Source organism: Streptomyces sp. NPDC001709 (assembly GCF_053596375.1).
Genome location: NZ_JBSFGB010000038.1, coordinates 15,349 through 33,527, shown reverse-complemented (window position 1 = coordinate 33,527; position 18,179 = coordinate 15,349). Strand labels below are relative to the sequence as shown.

20 protein-coding genes and 1 pseudogene are annotated in these 18,179 nt (G+C 70.0%); 10 read left to right on the top strand and 11 right to left on the bottom strand.

Annotation, left to right across the window (positions count from 1 at the left end; all coding sequences use genetic code 11):
* The first annotated feature begins 201 nt into the window (after window positions 1-201).
* Window positions 202-786, top strand: coding sequence for a 2'-5' RNA ligase family protein (locus ACWC0C_RS38100; RefSeq protein WP_450868977.1), 585 nt, complete (start codon window positions 202-204; stop codon window positions 784-786).
* Between the two features lie 10 nt (window positions 787-796).
* On the opposite strand, the gene ACWC0C_RS38095 is transcribed toward ACWC0C_RS38100, so the two are convergent.
* A complete protein-coding gene (locus ACWC0C_RS38095) occupies window positions 797-1,531 on the bottom strand; it encodes a decaprenylphospho-beta-D-erythro-pentofuranosid-2-ulose 2-reductase (protein WP_449198900.1) in 735 nt (244 codons plus the stop codon).
* 116 nt (window positions 1,532-1,647) lie between these two features.
* Between ACWC0C_RS38095 and ACWC0C_RS38090 the strand changes: the two genes are divergently transcribed.
* Window positions 1,648-2,568: a YihY/virulence factor BrkB family protein gene (locus ACWC0C_RS38090; RefSeq protein WP_450868930.1), complete on the top strand. Its 921-nt coding sequence runs from the start codon at window positions 1,648-1,650 to the stop codon at window positions 2,566-2,568.
* Here the strand turns inward: ACWC0C_RS38090 and ACWC0C_RS38085 are convergent.
* Window positions 2,516-3,721, bottom strand: a complete 1,206-nt coding sequence (locus tag ACWC0C_RS38085) for a D-alanyl-D-alanine carboxypeptidase family protein (RefSeq protein ID WP_449198902.1) — start codon at window positions 3,719-3,721, stop codon at window positions 2,516-2,518. The genes ACWC0C_RS38090 and ACWC0C_RS38085 overlap by 53 nt on opposite strands.
* A 79-nt stretch (window positions 3,722-3,800) precedes the next feature.
* On the opposite strand from ACWC0C_RS38085, the gene ACWC0C_RS38080 reads away from it, so the two are divergent.
* Window positions 3,801-4,040: an SCO4848 family membrane protein gene (locus ACWC0C_RS38080; RefSeq protein ID WP_450868928.1), complete on the top strand. Its 240-nt coding sequence runs from the start codon at window positions 3,801-3,803 to the stop codon at window positions 4,038-4,040.
* Window positions 4,041-4,193: 153 nt separating this feature from the next.
* Window positions 4,194-5,753 (top strand): ABC transporter substrate-binding protein, encoded by a 1,560-nt coding sequence (locus ACWC0C_RS38075; protein WP_450868926.1) that lies wholly within the window; start codon window positions 4,194-4,196, stop codon window positions 5,751-5,753.
* Here ACWC0C_RS38075 and ACWC0C_RS38070 read toward each other — a convergent pair whose 3' ends face one another.
* From ACWC0C_RS38070 to ACWC0C_RS38040, 7 genes are all read right to left on the bottom strand, one after another.
* Entirely contained in the window at window positions 5,754-6,509 is a 756-nt protein-coding gene (locus ACWC0C_RS38070; RefSeq protein ID WP_450868924.1) for a TetR family transcriptional regulator, read from the bottom strand.
* A gap of 47 nt (window positions 6,510-6,556) precedes the next feature.
* Window positions 6,557-6,967, bottom strand: a complete 411-nt coding sequence (locus ACWC0C_RS38065) for a VOC family protein (protein WP_450868922.1) — start codon at window positions 6,965-6,967, stop codon at window positions 6,557-6,559.
* Between the two features lie 135 nt (window positions 6,968-7,102).
* Complete coding sequence (locus ACWC0C_RS38060) at window positions 7,103-7,864, bottom strand: succinate dehydrogenase iron-sulfur subunit (protein WP_449198907.1); 762 nt, start codon at window positions 7,862-7,864, stop codon at window positions 7,103-7,105.
* Window positions 7,864-9,618 (bottom strand): succinate dehydrogenase flavoprotein subunit, encoded by a 1,755-nt coding sequence (sdhA, locus tag ACWC0C_RS38055; RefSeq protein ID WP_449198908.1) that lies wholly within the window; start codon window positions 9,616-9,618, stop codon window positions 7,864-7,866. The genes ACWC0C_RS38060 and sdhA overlap by 1 nt, the downstream gene beginning before the upstream one ends.
* A gap of 19 nt (window positions 9,619-9,637) precedes the next feature.
* Entirely contained in the window at window positions 9,638-10,120 is a 483-nt protein-coding gene (locus ACWC0C_RS38050; RefSeq protein WP_449198909.1) for a succinate dehydrogenase hydrophobic membrane anchor subunit, read from the bottom strand.
* Between the two features lie 5 nt (window positions 10,121-10,125).
* Entirely contained in the window at window positions 10,126-10,506 is a 381-nt protein-coding gene (gene sdhC / locus ACWC0C_RS38045; protein ID WP_076087831.1) for a succinate dehydrogenase, cytochrome b556 subunit, read from the bottom strand.
* Window positions 10,507-10,697: 191 nt separating this feature from the next.
* Window positions 10,698-11,246: a 2-oxo-4-hydroxy-4-carboxy-5-ureidoimidazoline decarboxylase gene (locus tag ACWC0C_RS38040; RefSeq protein ID WP_449198910.1), complete on the bottom strand. Its 549-nt coding sequence runs from the start codon at window positions 11,244-11,246 to the stop codon at window positions 10,698-10,700.
* Window positions 11,247-11,400: 154 nt separating this feature from the next.
* Here ACWC0C_RS38040 and ACWC0C_RS38035 point away from each other — a divergent pair, with 154 nt between their 5' ends.
* The 3 genes from ACWC0C_RS38035 (at window position 11,401) to ACWC0C_RS38025 (ending at window position 14,339) form a co-directional block, all read left to right on the top strand.
* Window positions 11,401-13,062: a beta-N-acetylhexosaminidase gene (locus ACWC0C_RS38035; protein ID WP_450868919.1), complete on the top strand. Its 1,662-nt coding sequence runs from the start codon at window positions 11,401-11,403 to the stop codon at window positions 13,060-13,062.
* A gap of 128 nt (window positions 13,063-13,190) precedes the next feature.
* Window positions 13,191-13,760: a hypothetical protein gene (locus tag ACWC0C_RS38030; protein WP_449198911.1), complete on the top strand. Its 570-nt coding sequence runs from the start codon at window positions 13,191-13,193 to the stop codon at window positions 13,758-13,760.
* A 192-nt stretch (window positions 13,761-13,952) separates the two neighbouring features.
* Window positions 13,953-14,339: a hypothetical protein gene (locus ACWC0C_RS38025; protein WP_450868917.1), complete on the top strand. Its 387-nt coding sequence runs from the start codon at window positions 13,953-13,955 to the stop codon at window positions 14,337-14,339.
* A 17-nt stretch (window positions 14,340-14,356) separates the two neighbouring features.
* Here the strand turns inward: ACWC0C_RS38025 and ACWC0C_RS38020 are convergent, their stop codons facing one another.
* Entirely contained in the window at window positions 14,357-15,154 is a 798-nt protein-coding gene (locus ACWC0C_RS38020; RefSeq protein WP_450868916.1) for a hypothetical protein, read from the bottom strand.
* Between the two features lie 94 nt (window positions 15,155-15,248).
* Entirely contained in the window at window positions 15,249-16,178 is a 930-nt protein-coding gene (locus ACWC0C_RS38015) for a hypothetical protein (RefSeq protein ID WP_450868914.1), read from the bottom strand.
* Between the two features lie 359 nt (window positions 16,179-16,537).
* Here ACWC0C_RS38015 and ACWC0C_RS38010 point away from each other — a divergent pair, with 359 nt between their 5' ends.
* From ACWC0C_RS38010 to ACWC0C_RS38000, 3 genes and pseudogenes are all read left to right on the top strand, one after another.
* Window positions 16,538-16,966 carry a hypothetical protein gene (locus ACWC0C_RS38010; RefSeq protein WP_450868913.1) on the top strand — a complete coding sequence of 143 codons (429 nt, stop codon included), beginning with the start codon at window positions 16,538-16,540 and terminating at the stop codon, window positions 16,964-16,966.
* An 11-nt stretch (window positions 16,967-16,977) separates the two neighbouring features.
* Window positions 16,978-17,112 (top strand): annotated as a pseudogene (locus ACWC0C_RS38005) (L,D-transpeptidase family protein); the annotation flags it as partial.
* Window positions 17,113-17,305: 193 nt separating this feature from the next.
* Window positions 17,306-17,947 (top strand): RNA polymerase sigma factor, encoded by a 642-nt coding sequence (locus ACWC0C_RS38000; RefSeq protein ID WP_450868911.1) that lies wholly within the window; start codon window positions 17,306-17,308, stop codon window positions 17,945-17,947.
* Window positions 17,948-18,179 lie beyond the last annotated feature (232 nt).

Sequence of the window (18,179 nt, the reverse complement as noted above, 5' to 3'; positions counted from 1 at the left end):
CGGCACCGGGAAGCACGGACCGGCGCTGCGCCGCACGGCCGTACACGCGTCCGAGTGGGCAGAGCGCTGCACATCACTTCCGTTGCGCCTGCCCAGGGGACATCCATGGCCGTACAGTCGATAGCCGACGGCCCGGACGAGACGGCCGGGAAGACGGGCGAGACGGCTGAGAAGACAACGGAAGCGACGACGGGAGACGACGTGGGGACCGTAACGATCGGCGTGTCGATCGCGGTCCCGGAGCCTCACGGCAGCCTGCTCCAGGAGCGGCGCGCGGGCTTCGGCGACGCCGCGGCTCACGGTATCCCCACGCACATCACGCTGCTGCCGCCGACCGAGGTCGACGAGAGCGAGCTGCCGGCCGTCGAGGCGTACCTCACCGAGGTCGCCGGGGCCGGCCGGCCCTTCCCGATGCGACTGTCCGGCACCGGCACGTTCCGTCCCCTGTCCCCGGTGGTCTACGTCCGTGTCGTGCAGGGCGCCGAGGACTGCACGCGGCTGCAGCAGCGGGTGCGGGACGCGTCCGGGCCGGTGGCGCGTGAGCTGCAGTTCCCGTACCACCCCCATGTCACCGTCGCGCACGGCATCGACGAGGCGGCGATGGACCGCGCCTTCGAGGAGCTGGCCGGCTTCGACGCGCAGTGGCCGTGCACCGGCTTCGCGCTCTACGAGCAGGGCGCCGACGGGGTGTGGCGCAAGCTGCGGGAGTACATGTTCGGGGGAGCCGTGGTCCCCGCGCAGCCGGCCCGTGCCGACATCGAGCGCGGGACGATCGCCAGCCGGTAGGCGCCGGGCGTCAGATCGGCAGCATGCGGAAGAGCACCCGCGGTGTGTGCCGTAGTGCCGACATCACCACCCGCAGCACCCCCGGTACCCACACCACCTCCGAACGGCGGCGCAAACCCAGTTCGATCGCCGTGGCCACCGCCTCCGGGGTCGTCGTCAGGGGGCCCTCGGCCCGGACGTACCCGGGCCGTACGAGCATGACGTGCACCCCCGTGCCGTGGAGGGCGTCGCCGAGGCCCTGGGTGAAGGTGTCGAGGCCGGCCTTGCTGGAGCCGTAGATGAAGTCGGTGCGGCGGGCTCGCTCGCCGGCGGCGGCGGACAGGACCACGAGGGAGCCGTGCGCCTGGTCCTGGAGGGTGCGGGCGGCGACCAGGCCGGCGGAGACGGCTCCGGTGTAGTTGGTCTGGGCGACCTGGACGGCACGCAGCGGGTCCCGCTCGTCCTCGGCCTGGTCGCCGAGGATGCCGAACGCGAGCAGCACCAGGTCGATGTCGCCCTCGGCGAAGACCTTGCCGAGGACGGTCTCGTGGGACTCGGGGTCGAGGGCGTCGAAGGCGACGGTGCGGACGTCCGCGCCGAGCACGCGCAGGCTCTCGGCGGCCTGCTCCAGGGCCGGCGAGGGGCGGCCCGCCAGCCACACCGTGCGGGTGCGGCGGGCGATCATCCGGCGCGCGGTGGCCAGCGCGATCTCGGACGTGCCGCCGAGGACGAGCAGGGACTGGGGGAGACCGAAGGCGTCAGGCATGTCGATGACCGTATCGTCCCTATATGGGGGGTTAGTTACGGAACATTCGCCCGCTCCACACAATGGGTGATTAGTGGGATGTCTTACGAGCGCGCCGGGAGGGGCAGGAACGGATCATGGACTGGCTGAAGAGACTCCCCGGCATCGGGCCGGTCGTCGCCCGGCTGATGGAGACGCACGCGTGGCACTGCTACGAACGGCTGGACCGGGTGAAGTGGACGCGGCTGGCCGCCGCCATGACCTTCGTCAGTTTCGTGGCGCTCTTCCCGCTGCTGACCGTGGCCGCCGCGATCAGCGCCGCCGCGCTCAGCCCCGACCAGCAGAAGACCGTCCAGCACAAGATCGCCGAGCAGTTCCCGGGCGTCCTCTCCACCCAGCTCGACCTCACCTCGCTGGTCCACAACGCCGGCACCGTGGGTGTCATCGCGGGCGCCGTGCTGCTGCTCACCGGCATCGGCTGGGTCGGCCAGATGCGGGACTGCCTGCGCGCGGTGTGGGAGCTGCCGGACCAGCAGCAGAATCCGGTGGTGGCCAAGGCCAAGGACGCCGGCATCCTCCTCGGCCTGGGCGGAGCCCTGCTGATCACGCTCGCCGCGTCCACGATCGCCTCGGCCGCCGTCGGCGTGGTCTCGCGCCATCTGGGCCTGGCCGAGTACGGCTGGGGCAGTGTGCTGCTGCGGATCGCCGCGTTCGCCGTCGCCGTGCTCGCCGACTTCCTGGTCCTGCTCTACGTCCTGACCCTGCTGCCCGGGGCAGAGCCGCCACGCCGCCGCCTGCTGGTGGCCGCACTGCTCGGCGCGGTCGGCTTCGAACTGCTGAAACTGCTGCTCAGCGGCTATATCCAGGGCGTCGCCGCAAAGAGCATGTACGGTGCGTTCGGCGTCCCCGTGGCCCTGCTGCTGTGGATCAACTTCACCGCGAAGCTCATCCTGTTCTGCGCCTCCTGGACGGCCACGCAGGGTACGGAGTCCGAACGCGCCGACGTCACGGACGCGGGCGGCGGCGCATCAGGTCCGGGAGCGGCCAGCGACGGTTGACCAGGAACGCGGCGCCCGCGAGCAGCACCAGTGCGCCGCCCGTGATGGCCGCGGCCGTGCCGATGCCGCCCGAGCCGGACTCGGCGGTGGCGCTCGCCACCGGCTTGGCGCCGGACCTGGCGGAGGCGCTGGGGCCCCCGCTCGGCAGGGCGCTCTTCGGCGGCACCAGCTCGCCCACCGGATTGACCTTGCCGACCGCCTGGAAGCCCCAGTCGAACAGCTTGGCGGTCTCCTTGTAGACCTCGTTGTGCTCGTGCTTCTCCGGGTTCATCACCGTGACGAGCAGCACCTTGCCGTTCCGCTCGGCGACCCCGGTGAAGGTAGCGCCCGCGTTCGTGGTGTTGCCGTTCTTCACGCCGGCGATGCCCTGGTAGACGGGCACGTCGGCGTCGCCGGCCAGCAGCCGGTTGGTGTTCTGGATCACGTGGTCGCCGAATGTGGCGTGCACGGTCGAGCAGTAGTCGCGGAAGTCCTTCTTCTGCAGCCCGGAGCGGGCGATCAGGGTCAGGTCGTACGCCGACGAGAGCTGCCCCGGCTCGTCGTAGCCGTCGGGCGAGACCACGTGCGTGTCCAGGGCCTGCAGCTCGTCGGCGTGGTCCTGCATGTCCCTGACGGTCTGCGCGACCCCGTCGTTCATCGCGGACAGCACGTGCACGGCGTCGTTGCCGGAGCGCAGGAAGACGCCGAGCCACAGGTCGTGGACGTTGTAGCTGTGTCCCTCCTTTATCCCGACCACGCTGGAGCCCTCACCCATGCCGGCGAGGTCGGACGGCACCACCTTGTGCTCCATGGTCTTCGGGAACCGGGGCAGCAGGGTGTCCGCGAACAGCATCTTCAGCGTGCTCGCCGGCGGCAGCCGCCAGTGCGCGTTGTGCGCGGCGAGCACCTCGCCGGACTCGGCGTCGGTGACGATCCAGGAGCGCGCGGTGACGTCCTTCGGCAGCACCGGGACACCCGGGGCGAGATTGACCTGGGTGCCGGGCTGACCCAGCCGCTCGCCGCCCAGGCTCGACATACGGGCCGGGGGCGTGGCCGTAGGGCTCGTCGAGGGGGTCGGGGCGGCGAGGGCGGCGGGCGCGGTGGCGGACAGGGACAGCAGCGTGGCGGAGGTGACCAGCAGGGATCGCCGGCCGGTGTTCTTTCGTGCGGGCACGGTCGAGAAAGTACCTTTTGTCGGCCGTGAAGTCCCATGACCCACCTCACTCCCGACACGGAACCGCGATACTGGTGCCATGAAGCTCAGCCGCCCGGTCTCCTGGTTCCTGCTCGCTTTCGGGGTGTGGTCCTGGGTCATCTGGGTCACTTTCGTCAAGAACTTGATCAAGGACAGCAGCGGACTCGCCTTCGACAACGGTCACCCGACCGCGTACTTCTGGGTGCACCTGCTGCTGGCGGTCGTCTCCTTCGTATTGGGGACGGTCATCGGGGGCATCGGGTTGCGCGGCCTGCGCGCACTGCGCCGGACTTCATAGCGGCGCAACGGTAAGTTCTTCCCCCTGCTGGGCAGAAAGCCCTTCCCCCCGGTGAAACCCGTGTGATTAGGTGAGCCGCGCCACTTAGGGGAAGTGGCGAAATTCGTGCTGGGCCAGGGGTAGGGCCTTCAGGGGCCTGGGGAGGGCACCACCATGCGATCTGTTCGCATGCGGATTCTCGTGACACTGCTCGTCATCGCGGTCGTGGGAATCGGCGGCTGGCAACTGCTGCCGTCACAGGGGAACGGGGACAAGGCCATCACGGTCGGTACGACGGACGCCGTCACGGACCTCGATCCGGCCGGCGCCTACGACGCCGGCTCCTGGGCCTTGTTCAGCAATGTCTTCCAGTCGCTGCTGACGTTCGAGCCGGGCGGCGTCGTGCCGGTCCCGGACGCGGCGAAGAGCTGTGCCTTCCAGGGCAGCGGGCTGAAGACGTACCAGTGCACGCTGCGGTCCGGGATCACCTTCCCGAGCGGGCGCGCGATGACGGCCGAGGACGTGAAGTTCTCCTTCGACCGGGTCAAGAAGATCAACTCCGATGTCGGCCCGGCGTCGCTGTTCTCCACCCTCGCCTCGGTGACCGCCGACGACGCGAGGACCGTCACCTTCCATCTGTCGTCCGCGGACGCCACCTTCCCGTCGAAGGTGGCCACCGGCGCCGGGTCGATCGTGGACAAGGACAAGTACCCGGCGAACGCCCTGCGCACCGGCACCGCGGTCGACGGCACCGGCCCGTACGCGCTGGCCTCGTACACCAAGGACCAGCAGGCCGAACTCCAGCCGAACGACCGCTACCGGGGCTACCTGAGCGGCACCGGCCGCCCGATCGAGCTGCGCTACTACACCGACTCCGCGAAGCTCGACAGCGCCTGGAAGGACGGGCAGGTCGACGTCGCCACCCGGACGCTGGCGCCGGACGTGCTCTCCCAGTTGAACCCGAGCGACCCCGACAACCGCGTCACCGAGTCCGACAGCGCCGAGACCCGCAATCTGTACCTCAACACCCGCGCGAACTCCCCGCTGCACGACGTCCGGGTGCGCCGCGCGATGGCCTGGCTGGTCAACCGCGAGGAGCTGGCCAGCACGGTCTACCAGGGCACGGTCGACCCGCTGTACTCGCTGATCCCGACCGGCATCACCGGACACACCACCTCGTTCTTCGACTCCTACCCGGCGCAGAGTGTGAAGAAGGCGCGCGAGCTGCTCACCCAGGCCGGGGTGAGCCTGCCGGTGCGCTTCACCTTCGGCTACGGCATCGGCCGGGGCGCGGGTAAGGAGGAGGCCGGGGCGCTCAAGCAGCAGCTGGAGACGGGCGGCCTGTTCAAGGTCGACGTCCAGGGGTACGAGTGGACCGACTTCCAGAAGCGCTGGGCGGCCGGGAAGATGGACGCGTGGGCGGTCGGCTGGGTGGCCGACTACCCCGACCCGGACACCTTCGGCGCCGCGCTCGTCGGCACCGGCTCCACGATGAGCACCGGATACAGCAACAAGCTCGTCGACCATCTCATCCTGGACAGCCGGCAGTACGCCGACCGCACCCGGGCCGCAGGCGACTTCAAGGACATCCAGGCGGACGTCGCCCAGGACGTCCCGCTGATCCCGTTGTGGCAGCGCAAGGAGTACGTGGTCAGCACCGAGGACGTGGGCGGCGGCCAGTACCTCTCGGACGGCACGGGCGTCTTCCGCCTGTGGCGTCTGCAGTGGATCTGATCAGCCGTTCTCCTTGCGCCCCTCGGCCCGTCCGGTGCCCGGGTCCGGCAGCATCCTCGTCATGCCGGGCAGGAAGTCCGTGAACAGCTCATGGATCTCCAGGACCAGGGGGCGCAGCACCCGGAAGCGGGCGAGCGCCACGCCACGGGCGGTCAGCCGGGCGCCCCGGCGCGCCAGCCGGTAGCTGCGCTCGCGCCCCTCCGTGCGGTCGAAGACCCAGTACAGCACCAGCCCCATCTGGGCGAGCCACATCAACTCCGGCAGTACGTCCCGCAGTTCGGGGGCCACCTTGGACTTGGAGCCGGCCAGTACCTCCCGGTGGACGGCGATGGCCTGCTCGCGGGCGTGCTCGCTCTCCGGGGAGAAGGGGCTGAGCGGGCTGTCCGGGTCGGCCGCGTTCTTGAAGAACTGCACGGCGAACTCGTGGTAGGGCCGGGCGATGTCGAGCCACACCGTCAGCACGCCCGCGAGCCGTGCCTCCAGGTCGGTCTCCCGGTCCAGGACCTCGCGGACCGCCGCCCGGTGCTCGGCGGCGATCCGGTCGTAGAACCCCTGGATCAGGTGTTCCTTGCCCTCGAAGTAGTAGTACGCGTTGCCGACGGAGACCCCGGCCTCCGTGGCGATGGCCCGCATGGTGGTCTTGTCGTACCCGCGCTCCTGGAACAACCGCATCGCGGTCTCCAGGATCAGCGCGCGGGTCTGCTCGGACTTGCTCTGGGGGCCGGCCGACTCGGGGCCGTCGTTCTTCGCGGGCACGGTGATGAGCCTAACGAGTGGCTCCGGCTCCGCTCGAACAGGCCGGTTCAGCCCCTGCGGCCCAGCTCCCGGCGCTTGGTGTAGTCCGTGAACCCGAGCACGTTCCCCCACGGGTCGGCGATCTCCACGGTCCACCCGGTGGCCGTCTGGACCATCTCGTCCAGCGGTGCGATCCCGGCGTCGGCGAGCCGCCGTGCCGCGACCCGTGCGTCCGGCACCTCCAGCCAGACGCGCGGCGAGGGCCACGGCGGTGTCCGGTGCGTCAGCGCCTCCTCGACCCGCAGCAGGATCCCCGGCGTCTCCCCGCCGACCTTCAGCAACGCGATCCCGGCCTCGTCGAACCGGAACCCCACGGCGAACCCCGCCCGTTCGTAGAAGCCGACGGCCTGCGCGAGGTCGCCGACGGGGAGCAGGACGTTGTCGAACCCGAGCAGCTCGTACGACTCATCGTCTGACATGACGTCAGATTAGAACCGAGGGGCGGCAAAACCCGGCAAAAGCGTGCCGAAAACCGCCAAAACAGCCGAGGGCCCTGCTTCCGGAGGATCGGAAGCAGGGCCCTCGGCCCGGATTCGGGAAGACCGGCGAGCCGATCAGTAGCGACGCGTGATCAGCGCGCGCTTCACTTCCTGGATCGCCTTGGTGACCTCGATACCGCGCGGGCAGGCGTCCGTGCAGTTGAAGGTCGTACGGCAACGCCACACGCCGTCACGGTCGTTGAGGATCTCCAGGCGCTGCTCGCCCGCCTCGTCACGGCTGTCGAAGATGAAGCGGTGGGCGTTCACGATCGCCGCCGGACCGAAGTACTGGCCGTCGTTCCAGAACACCGGGCAGGACGACGTGCACGCGGCGCACAGGATGCACTTGGTGGTGTCGTCGAAGCGCTCGCGGTCCTCGGCGGACTGCAGCCGCTCGCGCGTCGGCTCGTTCGTGTCCTTGGTGACCAGGAACGGCATGACGTCCCGGTACGCCTGGAAGAACGGCTCCATGTCCACGACCAGGTCCTTCAGGACCGTCAGGCCCTTGATGGGCTCGACCGTGATCGGCTTCTCGGGGTTGATGTCCTTGATCAGCGTCTTGCAGGCAAGGCGGTTCTTGCCGTTGATCCGCATCGCGTCCGAGCCGCAGATGCCGTGCGCGCACGAGCGGCGGAAGGTCAGGGTGCCGTCGACGTCCCACTTGATCTTGTGGAGGCCGTCGAGGACGCGCTCCTTCGGGTCGATCTCCAGCTGGAAGTCTTCCCAGGTCGCCTCCGCCGAGACCTCCGGGTTGAACCGGCGGATCCGGAAGGTGACCGTGATGTAGGGGGAGGCCGCGGACTCCGCCTCGACCTTGTCCAGAACAGGGGTAGCCATCAGTACTTACGCTCCATCGGCTGGTAGCGGGTCTGGACGACCGGCTTGTAGTCGAGACGGACGGTTTCCGAGCCGTCGGCGCCGACCTCGCGGTACGCCATGGTGTGGCGCATGAAGTTGACGTCGTCGCGGTTCGGGTAGTCCTCGCGGTAGTGACCGCCGCGGGACTCCTTGCGGGCCAGCGCCGAGACGGCCATGACCTCGGCCAGCTCGAGCAGGTTGCCCAGCTCGATGGCCTCCAGCAGGTCGGTGTTGAACCGCTTGCCCTTGTCCTGGATCGCCACGTTCTTGTAGCGCTCGCGCAGCTCGGCGATCTTCTCGACGGCCGTCTTGATCGTCTGCTCGGTGCGGAACACCATGACGTTGGCGTCCATGGTCTCCTGCAGCTCGCGACGGATCGTCGCCACCCGCTCGTTGCCGGTGGAGTTGCGCAGCCGCTCGATCTGCTCGACGACGAAGGCCTCCGGGTTCTCCGGCAGCTCGACGAAGTCGGCCGTGTGGGAGTACTCGGCGGCGGCGATGCCCGCACGGCGGCCGAACACGTTGATGTCCAGCAGCGAGTTGGTGCCGAGGCGGTTGGCGCCGTGCACCGACACACAGGCGACCTCGCCGGCCGCGTACAGACCCGGGACGACCGTGGTGTTGTCCGCCAGGACCTCACCCTCGACGTTCGTCGGGATGCCGCCCATCGCGTAGTGCGCGGTCGGCTGGATCGGGATCGGGTCCGTGTAGGGCTCGATGCCGAGGTAGGTGCGCGCGAACTCGGTGATGTCCGGGAGCTTGGCGTCCAGCTGCTCCGGCGGGAGGTGCGTGAGGTCCAGGTAGACGTGGTCGCCCTCGGGACCGCAGCCGCGGCCCTCACGGATCTCCGTGTAGATGGAGCGGGAGACGACGTCACGGGACGCGAGGTCCTTCATGACCGGCGCGTACTTCTCCATGAAGCGCTCGCCGTCCTTGTTGCGCAGGATGCCGCCCTCACCACGGGCGCCCTCCGTCAGCAGGATGCCCATGCGCCAGATGCCGGTCGGGTGGAACTGGAAGAACTCCATGTCCTCCAGCGGCAGACCGCGGCGGTAGACGGCGGCCTGGCCGTCACCGGTCAGGGTGTGCGCGTTGGAGGTCACCTTGAAGAACTTGCCGGTGCCGCCGGAGGCGTAGATGACGGCCTTCGCCTGGAAGATGTGGATCTCGCCGGTCGCCAGCTCGTACGCGACGACACCGGCCGACTTCTTGACGCCGTCGACCTCGGTGATCAGCTGGTCCAGGACGTAGAACTCGTTGAAGAACTCCACGCCCTCCTTGACGCAGTTCTGGTACAGCGTCTGGAGGATCATGTGGCCGGTGCGGTCGGCCGCGTAGCAGGAGCGGCGGACGGGCGCCTCGCCGTGGTTACGGCTGTGACCGCCGAAGCGGCGCTGGTCGATCGTGCCGTTCGGGGTCCGGTTGAACGGCAGGCCCATCTTCTCCAGGTCGAGGACGGCGTCGATGGCCTCCTTCGCCAGGATCTCGGCGGCGTCCTGGTCGACCAGGTAGTCACCGCCCTTGACCGTGTCGAAGGTGTGCCACTCCCAGTTGTCCTCCTCCACGTTGGCGAGCGCGGCGGCCATACCGCCCTGCGCGGCGCCCGTGTGGGAGCGGGTGGGGTAGAGCTTGGTCAGGACCGCGGTGCGGCTGCGCTTCGTCGACTCGATGGCCGCGCGCATGCCGGCGCCGCCGGCGCCGACGATGACGGTGTCGTACTTGTGGATCTTCATGTTTCTCGCAGCCCCGTGCCTAGCGGATGTTCGGGTCGAAGGTGAAGATCACCAGCGTGCCGAGCAGGATGGTGAACACCGTGGCCGTGTAGAGCAGAGCCTTCAGCCACAGACGGGTGTTCGGGCGCTCGGCGTAGTCGTTGATGACCGTGCGCAGGCCGTTGGCGCCGTGCAGCATCGCGAGCCACAGCATCAGCAGGTCCCAGACCTGCCAGAACGGGGACGCCCAGCGGCCGGCCACGAAGGCGAAGCCGATCTTGGACACGCCGCCGTCCAGCACCAGCTGGATCAGCAGGTGGCCGAGGACCAGGACGACCAGCACGATGCCGGACAGGCGCATGAACAGCCAGGCCGCCAGCTCGAAGTTGCCCCGGGTCGATTTCGGGGTCTTCTTGGTGCGCTTGCGCGGCGCCTCGATCAGCGGGGCCGGGTTGTCGACGTCGTAGGACGGGGCGCCCTCGACGGGGCCGACACCGGACGCGGTGGTTTCAGTGGTGGACATCGGCGTCAGCTCCCAAAGAGGACACGGGCGGCGTGGCCGAGGACCGGGTAGATCGCGCCGGCCATCAGGACGACCCAGACACCCATCACGGTCCAGAACATCTGCTTCTGGTAGCGCGGGCCCTTCGACCAGAAGTCGACGGCGATGACGCGCAGGCCGTTGAGCGCGTGGAAGAGGATGGCGGCGACGAGGCCGTACTCCAGCAGCGCGACGATCGGCGTCTTGTACGTGGCTACGACCTTGTCGTAGTCCTCGGGGGAGACACGCACGAGAGCGGTGTCCAGCACGTGAACGAACAGGAAGAAGAAGATGAGGACGCCGGTGACTCGGTGAGCCACCCAGGACCACATTCCTTCCCGGCCGCGGTACAGCGTTCCAGCCGGCACGGAAGAACCCTCCGGGAGCGGGGACTAGGGCCGCGCCGGCTTCACTGTCGGTCGGGCCCGGCCGGGTACGGTCCACCGGCCCTCAGCATCGTATCCATGCGGTGCGCCGCCGCTTACGGGGGGCCCACCTGTGTGATCAAACTGGCATCGGATGGGCTATTGCCTTGCGGCTACTGGGGTGGGGTGTCCTGTTATTTGCCCGGTGCGGGTGTGTTGCGGCTGGTCGCGCAGTTCTGCGCGGCTCTGAGGAGGTGCGCCAGCCGCTGGCCGGCCAGTCGCCGGAGTTCCTCGGCCGCTATGACCCGCTCCTCCTCCGGATCGTTCGCCAATCGTGATCGGATGCCTTCGAGAATGCGGTCGAGGGCTTCTTCGCGAGGACAATCACCCAGATAGATGACGAAAACATGTCCGAAGCGGGCCTCGTAGGCCGCGTGGGCCGCGCTCAGTGCCGTGTGGGCGACGGAGTAGGTGCCCTCCGGCAGCTCCGGGAGCGACTCGCTCGCCAGGGCCTCGGAGAGGTCGGTCGGTGACAGGTCGTACGCCGCCTCGTCCGCCGCTGCCAGGAGGGAGTCCAGGTCGGGGTAGGGGCGGTGGTCGGCCACCCGGCGGGCCCAGCGCAGGCAGTGCAGGCAGTGCTGGAGCAGGGCGCGGGCCTCGTCGGCGGGGGCGGTGTTGAAGGCGTCGAGGGGCCTCGGGAGATGCGGGAGACGGTGGGCGGGCAGCGTGGGTCCTCGCGTCACATGTGGCGTGGCAGGGGATGCTGTGAAAGATGTGTCGTCAGGTTATCGAGAGTGGTCACTGTGTGTCGCCGTGATGCCTGAAATTCACTCGAACGGGAGAGTTTCGGAACGCCTGGGTGACGAATGAAGCGTGGATCGGTCGTACGTTGGCAGCGTGACCCAGCACAGGCGAAGCGCTTCGGCGCAGCAGGTGATACGGAAACGGGCGGTCGTGGCCGCCGCGGTCGTCGGGACCGTCGCGCTCGGCACGGGGGTCGGCGTGTGGGCCTCTTCGGGCTCGGGCGGCGGGAGGGGGGAGGAGGGCGCGTCGAGGTCGTCCTCCGGCCGGGTGGCCGGCAGTGACTCCGGCGGGGTGGCCACGCCCCCGGCGAGTCCGGCGCCAAGCCGGTCCTATCCGCTGTCCCAGGCGCCGCGCACGATACCCGCGGTGCGCTCCCACACTCCGGCGCGCGGGCCCGGCTGGAAACCGCGGACGGCGGACCGGGTGGTGATCAGCGACGGGGAGCTGGCCGACGAGGGGCGGCTGATAGCCGGGGAGCTGGGGATCGGCTACGCGGGGGAGAAGGACGACGTGCGGGCGGGGGACGTCCGGCTCGCGCTGGGCGGCGGGGGCGGGAACCAGGAGTCGTACACCATGACCGTCCGCGACGGGCGGGTCGACATCAGCGGGCCCGGCGAGGCGGGGGTGTTCTACGGCACCCGCACCCTGAAGCAGGAGGTCCACGGCGGCGGTACGGCCCCGGAGGGCGTCGTGCGGGACGAGCCGGCCAAGCCGGTGCGCGGGTTCATGCTGGACATAGCGCGCAAGCCGTACACCGAGTCCTGGATAGAGGACCGGATACGGGAGCTGGGGGACCTGAAGTTCAACGAGCTGGGGCTGCACTTCTCCGACGACCAGGCCTTCCGGATCGAGTCCAGCACCCATCCCGAGATCGTCTCGACGGACCATCTGACCAAGGCACAGGTCAAGAAGATCGTGGACCTGGCCGCCGGCCGGCACATCACCGTCGTACCCGAGATCGACTCGCCGGGGCATCTGGGCGCCGTCCTCGCCGCCCACCCGGATCTGCAGCTGCGCAATGCGAGCGGGGTGGCGACGAAGGGCGCGATCGACATATCCAAGCCCGCCTCGGCGAAGATCGTGGACGACCTGCTGAACGAGTACGCGGGGCTGTTCACCGGCAACCAGTGGCATCTCGGCGGCGACGAGTACCAGGCGCTGACCGTGAACAACCCGCAGGCCTCCTATCCCCAGCTCGCGGCCGCCGCCCGGCAGGCCTACGGCTCCGGCGGCACCGTCGCCGACCTCGCCACCGGCTGGCTGAACGCGCGGGCCGACACCGTCCGCGCCCACGACAAGACCATGCGGGCCTGGAACGACGGCTTCTACAGCGGTACGTCCGTGCAGGCGGCCAAGGACCTCCAGGTCGCCTACTGGACCGGCAAGGAGATCGGCGCGCGGCCGCCGGCGGACTATCTGAGCGCGGGCCGCAAGGTGCTCAACTACAACGACGAGTTCCTCTACTACGTCCTCGGCCAGCCGCAGACCTTCGTCTATCCGACCGGGCAGCGGATCTACGAGCAGTGGAACCCGCGGGTGCTGCGCGGCACGACCGCCGTACCGGCGAGCTACGACGGGCAGATCCTGGGCGGCTCGTTCGCGGTGTGGTGCGACTTCCCGAACGCGCAGACCGAGAGCCAGGTCGCGGCCGGCATCCGGATGCCGCTGCGGGCCACCGTGCAGAAGCTGTGGGACCCGGGCAAGCCGTCTTTGTCCTGGCAGGACTTCCAGCGACTTTCGGCCAAGCTCGGCTGAACCAACCCAAGGGGCGCGGGGAACGGCGCGACCAATAGCCGCCCCCTGTGACACCCGGAGGGCTCCGCACGCAGTAAGGGGAAGTGCGGGCTCCGTTCCGGTCGGTGCCCCGGCGAGGGAGACATTTCATGAGCCTGGTGGAACGGATCGCACAGGCCGACGAACGCGGACTGGCCGCTAGTGGGCTGGCTTGTTTGGACCGGTGCCTGCCCCTGCTCGGCGCCGACGACGAGTTGCTGCGGCCCCTGTGGGCGAGCCTCGCCGACGGCTCCGACTGGGGCACGAGCCTGGAGAAGGCCCGTGGGGCGCTCGGCGCCGAGGAGCCCGGGGAGGACGAGGCCGCGGGGCTGGCCCGCCGGATGCTTCAGGCGGCCCCGGCCGAGCGGACCGCCGACGCGGTACGGCCATGGGCCGACGCCTGCTCGGTGGCGTCGCTGCGCATCCACCGGCTGCTCGACCCCGCGGCGGACGGCACGCAGGACACGGACGCGCTCGACGCCGGGCGCGCGGGCGACTCGTCGGAGCTGCCGCCGCTGGTCGTCGCGGAACTGCGCCGCCAGAAGGCGGTCCTGGACCTGCTGGCCGAGCACGGCCCCCACGGGCTGCGCCGCGCCCTGGACCTGTCGGTCGAGGGCCGCCGGGTGCTGCGCGCGGTGGTGTCCCGGCGGGCGCGGAGCGAGGCGGAGGCCGGGCAGTGACGAGCGCCCCGTGAGGGCGCACCCGAGCACCCGCGTACCTGCGCACCCGCGTTCAAACGCCCTTGCGTGGGCGAGTCCTGTGACCGTCCTGCGGTGGACCTGGGCTAGTTCCGCGACGGTTGCCGAATCGTTTCGGAATGCCGTGACGGTTGCCCCTCCCCGCTCGCTTTTCCCTATGTGACAGCCCAGTACGTGACAGCACAGCAGGAGACCAGGCCGCACGCCGCGGCGAAGCCCGTGCGGTGGGCCGCGGACGCCGTGGCGACCATGCGCGAGGGCGCCCGGGTGCGGCTCGACTACTCGGCGCAGAGTCTGTGGCGGGTCGACCGGATGATCGAGGAGATACGCCGGGAGGGGCCGCCGTATGCCGCCGTCGAGAGCGTGCTGCGCGACTTCGGTGCCTACGCCGGTGAGGTGATGGTCCGCCAGACCGGCGCCGAGTGGTGGACCGCCGGCGGCGACCACTGGGTGCGCACCCCCGACGGCCGGCTCTGGGATCCCATCGAAGAGGCCAAGCGCGCCTATGGCGGCCACGGCTCGCTGCGGCTGCTGTGCCGGGACGCGACGTCCACTGCCTGAACGGCGGCGGGACCTGGTCAGCCGCGTTCCCGGTGGTTCATGAACCAGTGGGTGTCGAAATAGCGGGCCATTGTGAACGGGTGGTGCGGGTCGATGAGGATGCGGCAGACGAACTCCGCGGCCTGGTAGTCGAAGGCGGCATCCTCGCCGTCGAAGGACCGGACCACGACAGGCCAACGGTCGGGGTTGTCGCCGTCAGCCCTCCAGCAGTACAGATCCTCGTGCTCAGTGCCCGCCCAGATGAGCAGACCGTCCTCCCTGAGGCCCGTCCACGGCTCCTGGTTCAGATCCAGATATCCGTCGAAGGCGCCCTTGCCGAACGTCTCGACCATGCGCTTGTAGTCGCTCGGCAGCTCCGTGCCCAGGCGCGACTCCACCTCCGCCCAGTCCATGTCCGGCCGCTGGGCAGGCTGTGTCCAGCCGGTGATCCGTCTGAGCCGCTCCATCCAGTCGACGTCCTCGTCCGGCGCGACCGCCAAGGGCTCGGGCACCTCCCTGCGAGCAACCACCAGCACCGGCCGCTCGGCCCCCTCGGCGTCCCGCGCCGTACCCGTGCCGATCCACCGATCCCCGTACGCCCACGCCCGTATCGTCACGGCCTGGTCTTCGAACGGGACGAGGAGAGCCGCGCCCCTTGACTCGTCGACCGTCGGATCGGTGAAGCCGTCGAGAACGAGGGTGCGCGGGGCGCCGTACCTGTCGCCGAGTAGGTCGGTCAGGTCCTGCGGGTCCAGGTCGCTGGGCAGGTACATGTATGCATCGCCCGGTCCGAGTTGGTCCAGCAGGTCGTTGACGGTCGCTTGCGTGAGCTCCATGGCGGGTTCCTTTTCCTGCCGGTCTTCCTGCCGGTCGCGGACGAGTGCCTGTGCCGGGACTGCCGTACCGCGTGCCCCCCACCGGCCCCTGCGGTCAGGCCTTGTCGAGGTTGACCACCGTGGACTGGCTGTCCTTCACCGTGACCGCGTAGTCCCTGTCGTCCGCCGTGGCCGTCGCGGACAGGTCCGCCGAGCCACGTCGGAAGGGAAGCGCGTCCACCGAGTTCGTGGGGGTCGCGGTCCAGTGGACCGGGGCGCCGGGGGTGCAGGCGACCGTCGTCCTGAACCAGTTGGTCGCCGTCACGTGCTCCTGGGCCTGGGTGACACGGCCGTCGAGGGTGACATCGGCCGACTTGTTGCAGGTCACCGTGCCGCCGACGGTGGGCTGTCCGCCCGACGCGGGAACGGTGCCCCGGGGGTCGAGCGCGAGGCCGAGGGTCAGCGCGGCCGGCGGCTCGGGCATCACGGCGTGGACCTCGCCCCGCAGGGCCGACGAAGAGCCGTCGCAGTACTGCTCGAAAGTGGCGTCCAGCGAGCGGACCGCGCCGTACGGGCCGAAGCTGATGTTCGAGATGGTGAAGGAACCGGTGCTGGAGCTCGCGCAGTCGCGGTCGGTTCCGCTGAAGTTCAGCTCCGGGTCGGTGGGGGTGGCGTTGGGCCAGCGCAGCGCGCCGGTGTAGCTGGTGCCGCTGGTGAGCTTCTGGCCGTCGGGGGCCGCCATGTCGAGCGACCAGCGGGTGCCGTCGGGGGTGAGGACCTGGACGAAGACACTGTTCTCGTCCCGGGAGCCGGAGACGTCGAAGGCATCGCCCGCGCCGGTCGTGAACTGCTGTGACTGCCCGCCGGATATCCGCTCGCCCGGGTCGCCGCCGAAGGAGAGCGAGCCCGAGTCGGCCGCGTAGGCGGAGGCGGTGCCCGTGAGCGGCCCGGCCGTCGCCACCAGGGCCAGGGCCGCCGTGAGGACCGCCGTGGTGCGGGCCAGCCCGCGTCGGAGCGTGCGGACGGATGGCGCGGTGCGCTGCATGGAGTTCTCCCTCGAAGAGGTTGCCCGGACCGGTGGAACCGGTGGGACCGATGGGCCGGGTGTGATCGAGTGCGTGGCGGGCGGGAGTGTGCCAACTGGTCACGGCTGGATCAACTCACTTGCCATTCAGGGAATTTCGGGTGCGAGGGGTCCTTTGGGGCGCGGCCGCGCCTTGCCTTCCGGTGTGAAGTGACCTGCGCGACGCACGGCAAGGTAAGAAGGTTGTACATGCGGTGAGAATTCCCTTGTGGTGATTGACACTTCGGCGAGCCGTGATGTTGGAGACATGGATTCCGCTTGGTGATCAGGGGGGAACGGGGTCCTGCTCCCCCTGTCCTGAGCCGAGGGGGATCGTTGTCATGGGTGAAGTGGACGCGCGGCCGTATGCGGACGGGATGCGGGCGTGCGCCGCGGCCTTCGTCGCGCGTGCCGCCGCCCGCAACCGGCTGCCGCTGGACTACTCCGAACGCAGCCTGCGGGTCGTGGACTTCCTGATCGACGGGATGCGCAAGGGCGGCACCGACCGGGAGCGGGCGCAGCACGTGTTCTTCGGGCTCGGGGCGTACGTCGGTGAGGTGCTGGTGCGTCACGCGGGGGCCGTGTGGGTGGACTTCGACGCGGAGCAGCGCGCCTACTTCGGGCAGCCGGTCGGGGTGCGGATGCCGGACGGGCGGGTGTGGAACCCCCTCGGCAAGGTGCTCAACCGCTTCGAGGCGGGCGGTACCGAGGACTCGTTGCAGATCTTCTGGCTGACACTCCACGGCCGGGCGCGGCGCAATGTCGGCTAGCGTCCACGGCCGGGCGCGGCGTCGGCATCTTCCTGCATGTGAACGGGAAGGGCGCGACGGCCGGTTGTGTGTCCGTGCCGCGCGCGACGATGGACCGGATCACGGGCTGGATCCAGCCGGGTGCCCACCCCCGCATCGCCATCGGCCGACGACATGCGCAGGTACGGGGGCCCGAAGGGAGTCGAGCGGTCACCGAAGACTGTGACACTTCTGTGAGCTCCGGCGCTGATCTCCCTGGGGACGCGCGACGCGAAAACGCCGTGTCGCCGTGCTGATTCGCTACGAGCACGAGCACAGGTCCCAAGAGGGGCGCGTGCTCGGTACGGACGAGGACTGTTCTTGGGTCACGGAGGGGAACGCCGGCGCCTGCAGGCGTACGACGGTGAGCTGGGGGCGGCCGTCGCGCGGGCCCAGGACGGCGACGAGGCCGCCTTCGCGGTCGCCTACCGCATCGTCCAGCCCGGACTGCTCGGCTATCTGCGCGGCCTGGTCGGCGACGACGCCGAGGACGTGGCCTCCGACGCCTGGCTGGAGATCGCCCGCGACCTCGGCCGGTTCAAGGGCGACGGCGCCGGCTTCCGCGGCTGGACCGCGACCATCGCCCGGCACCGCGCCCTGGACCATCTGCGCCGCCGGAAGGTACGGCCCCGGGTCGCGCCGCTGGAACAGGACGCGCTGGAGCTCCCCGGCCGGCTCAGCACCCACGACCAGGCCCTGGAGTCGCTGTCCACCCGGCGGGCGCTGGAGCTGGTGCGCACCCTGCCGCGCGACCAGGCCGAGGCCGTACTCCTCCGGGTGGTCGTCGGCCTCGACGGCCCCGCCGCCGCACGCGTCCTCGGCAAGCGCCCCGGCGCCGTCCGCACGGCCGCGCACCGCGGCCTGAAGAGCCTCGCCCGACAGCTGGGCACCCGGGACACGGCGACCGAAGGCGGCACGGATGTGACGGACGAGGGCCCCTGGACGCCGGGCGGGTCGACATGAACGGCGCCGGCCATGAGCCGTATGGATATGGGAGCGCCGGGCCGGGCGTCTCCTGTGCGCCGGACGAGGGCGGGACGGGTGTGGGGGACGGCGGCCTCCGGACGTCGGGTGGGGCGATATGAACGGCGGCGGTCGTGAGCCGTATGGATATGGGAGCGCCGGGCCGGGCGTCTCCTGTGCGCCGGACGAGGGCGGGACGGGTGTGGGGGACGGCGGCCTCCGGACGTCGGGT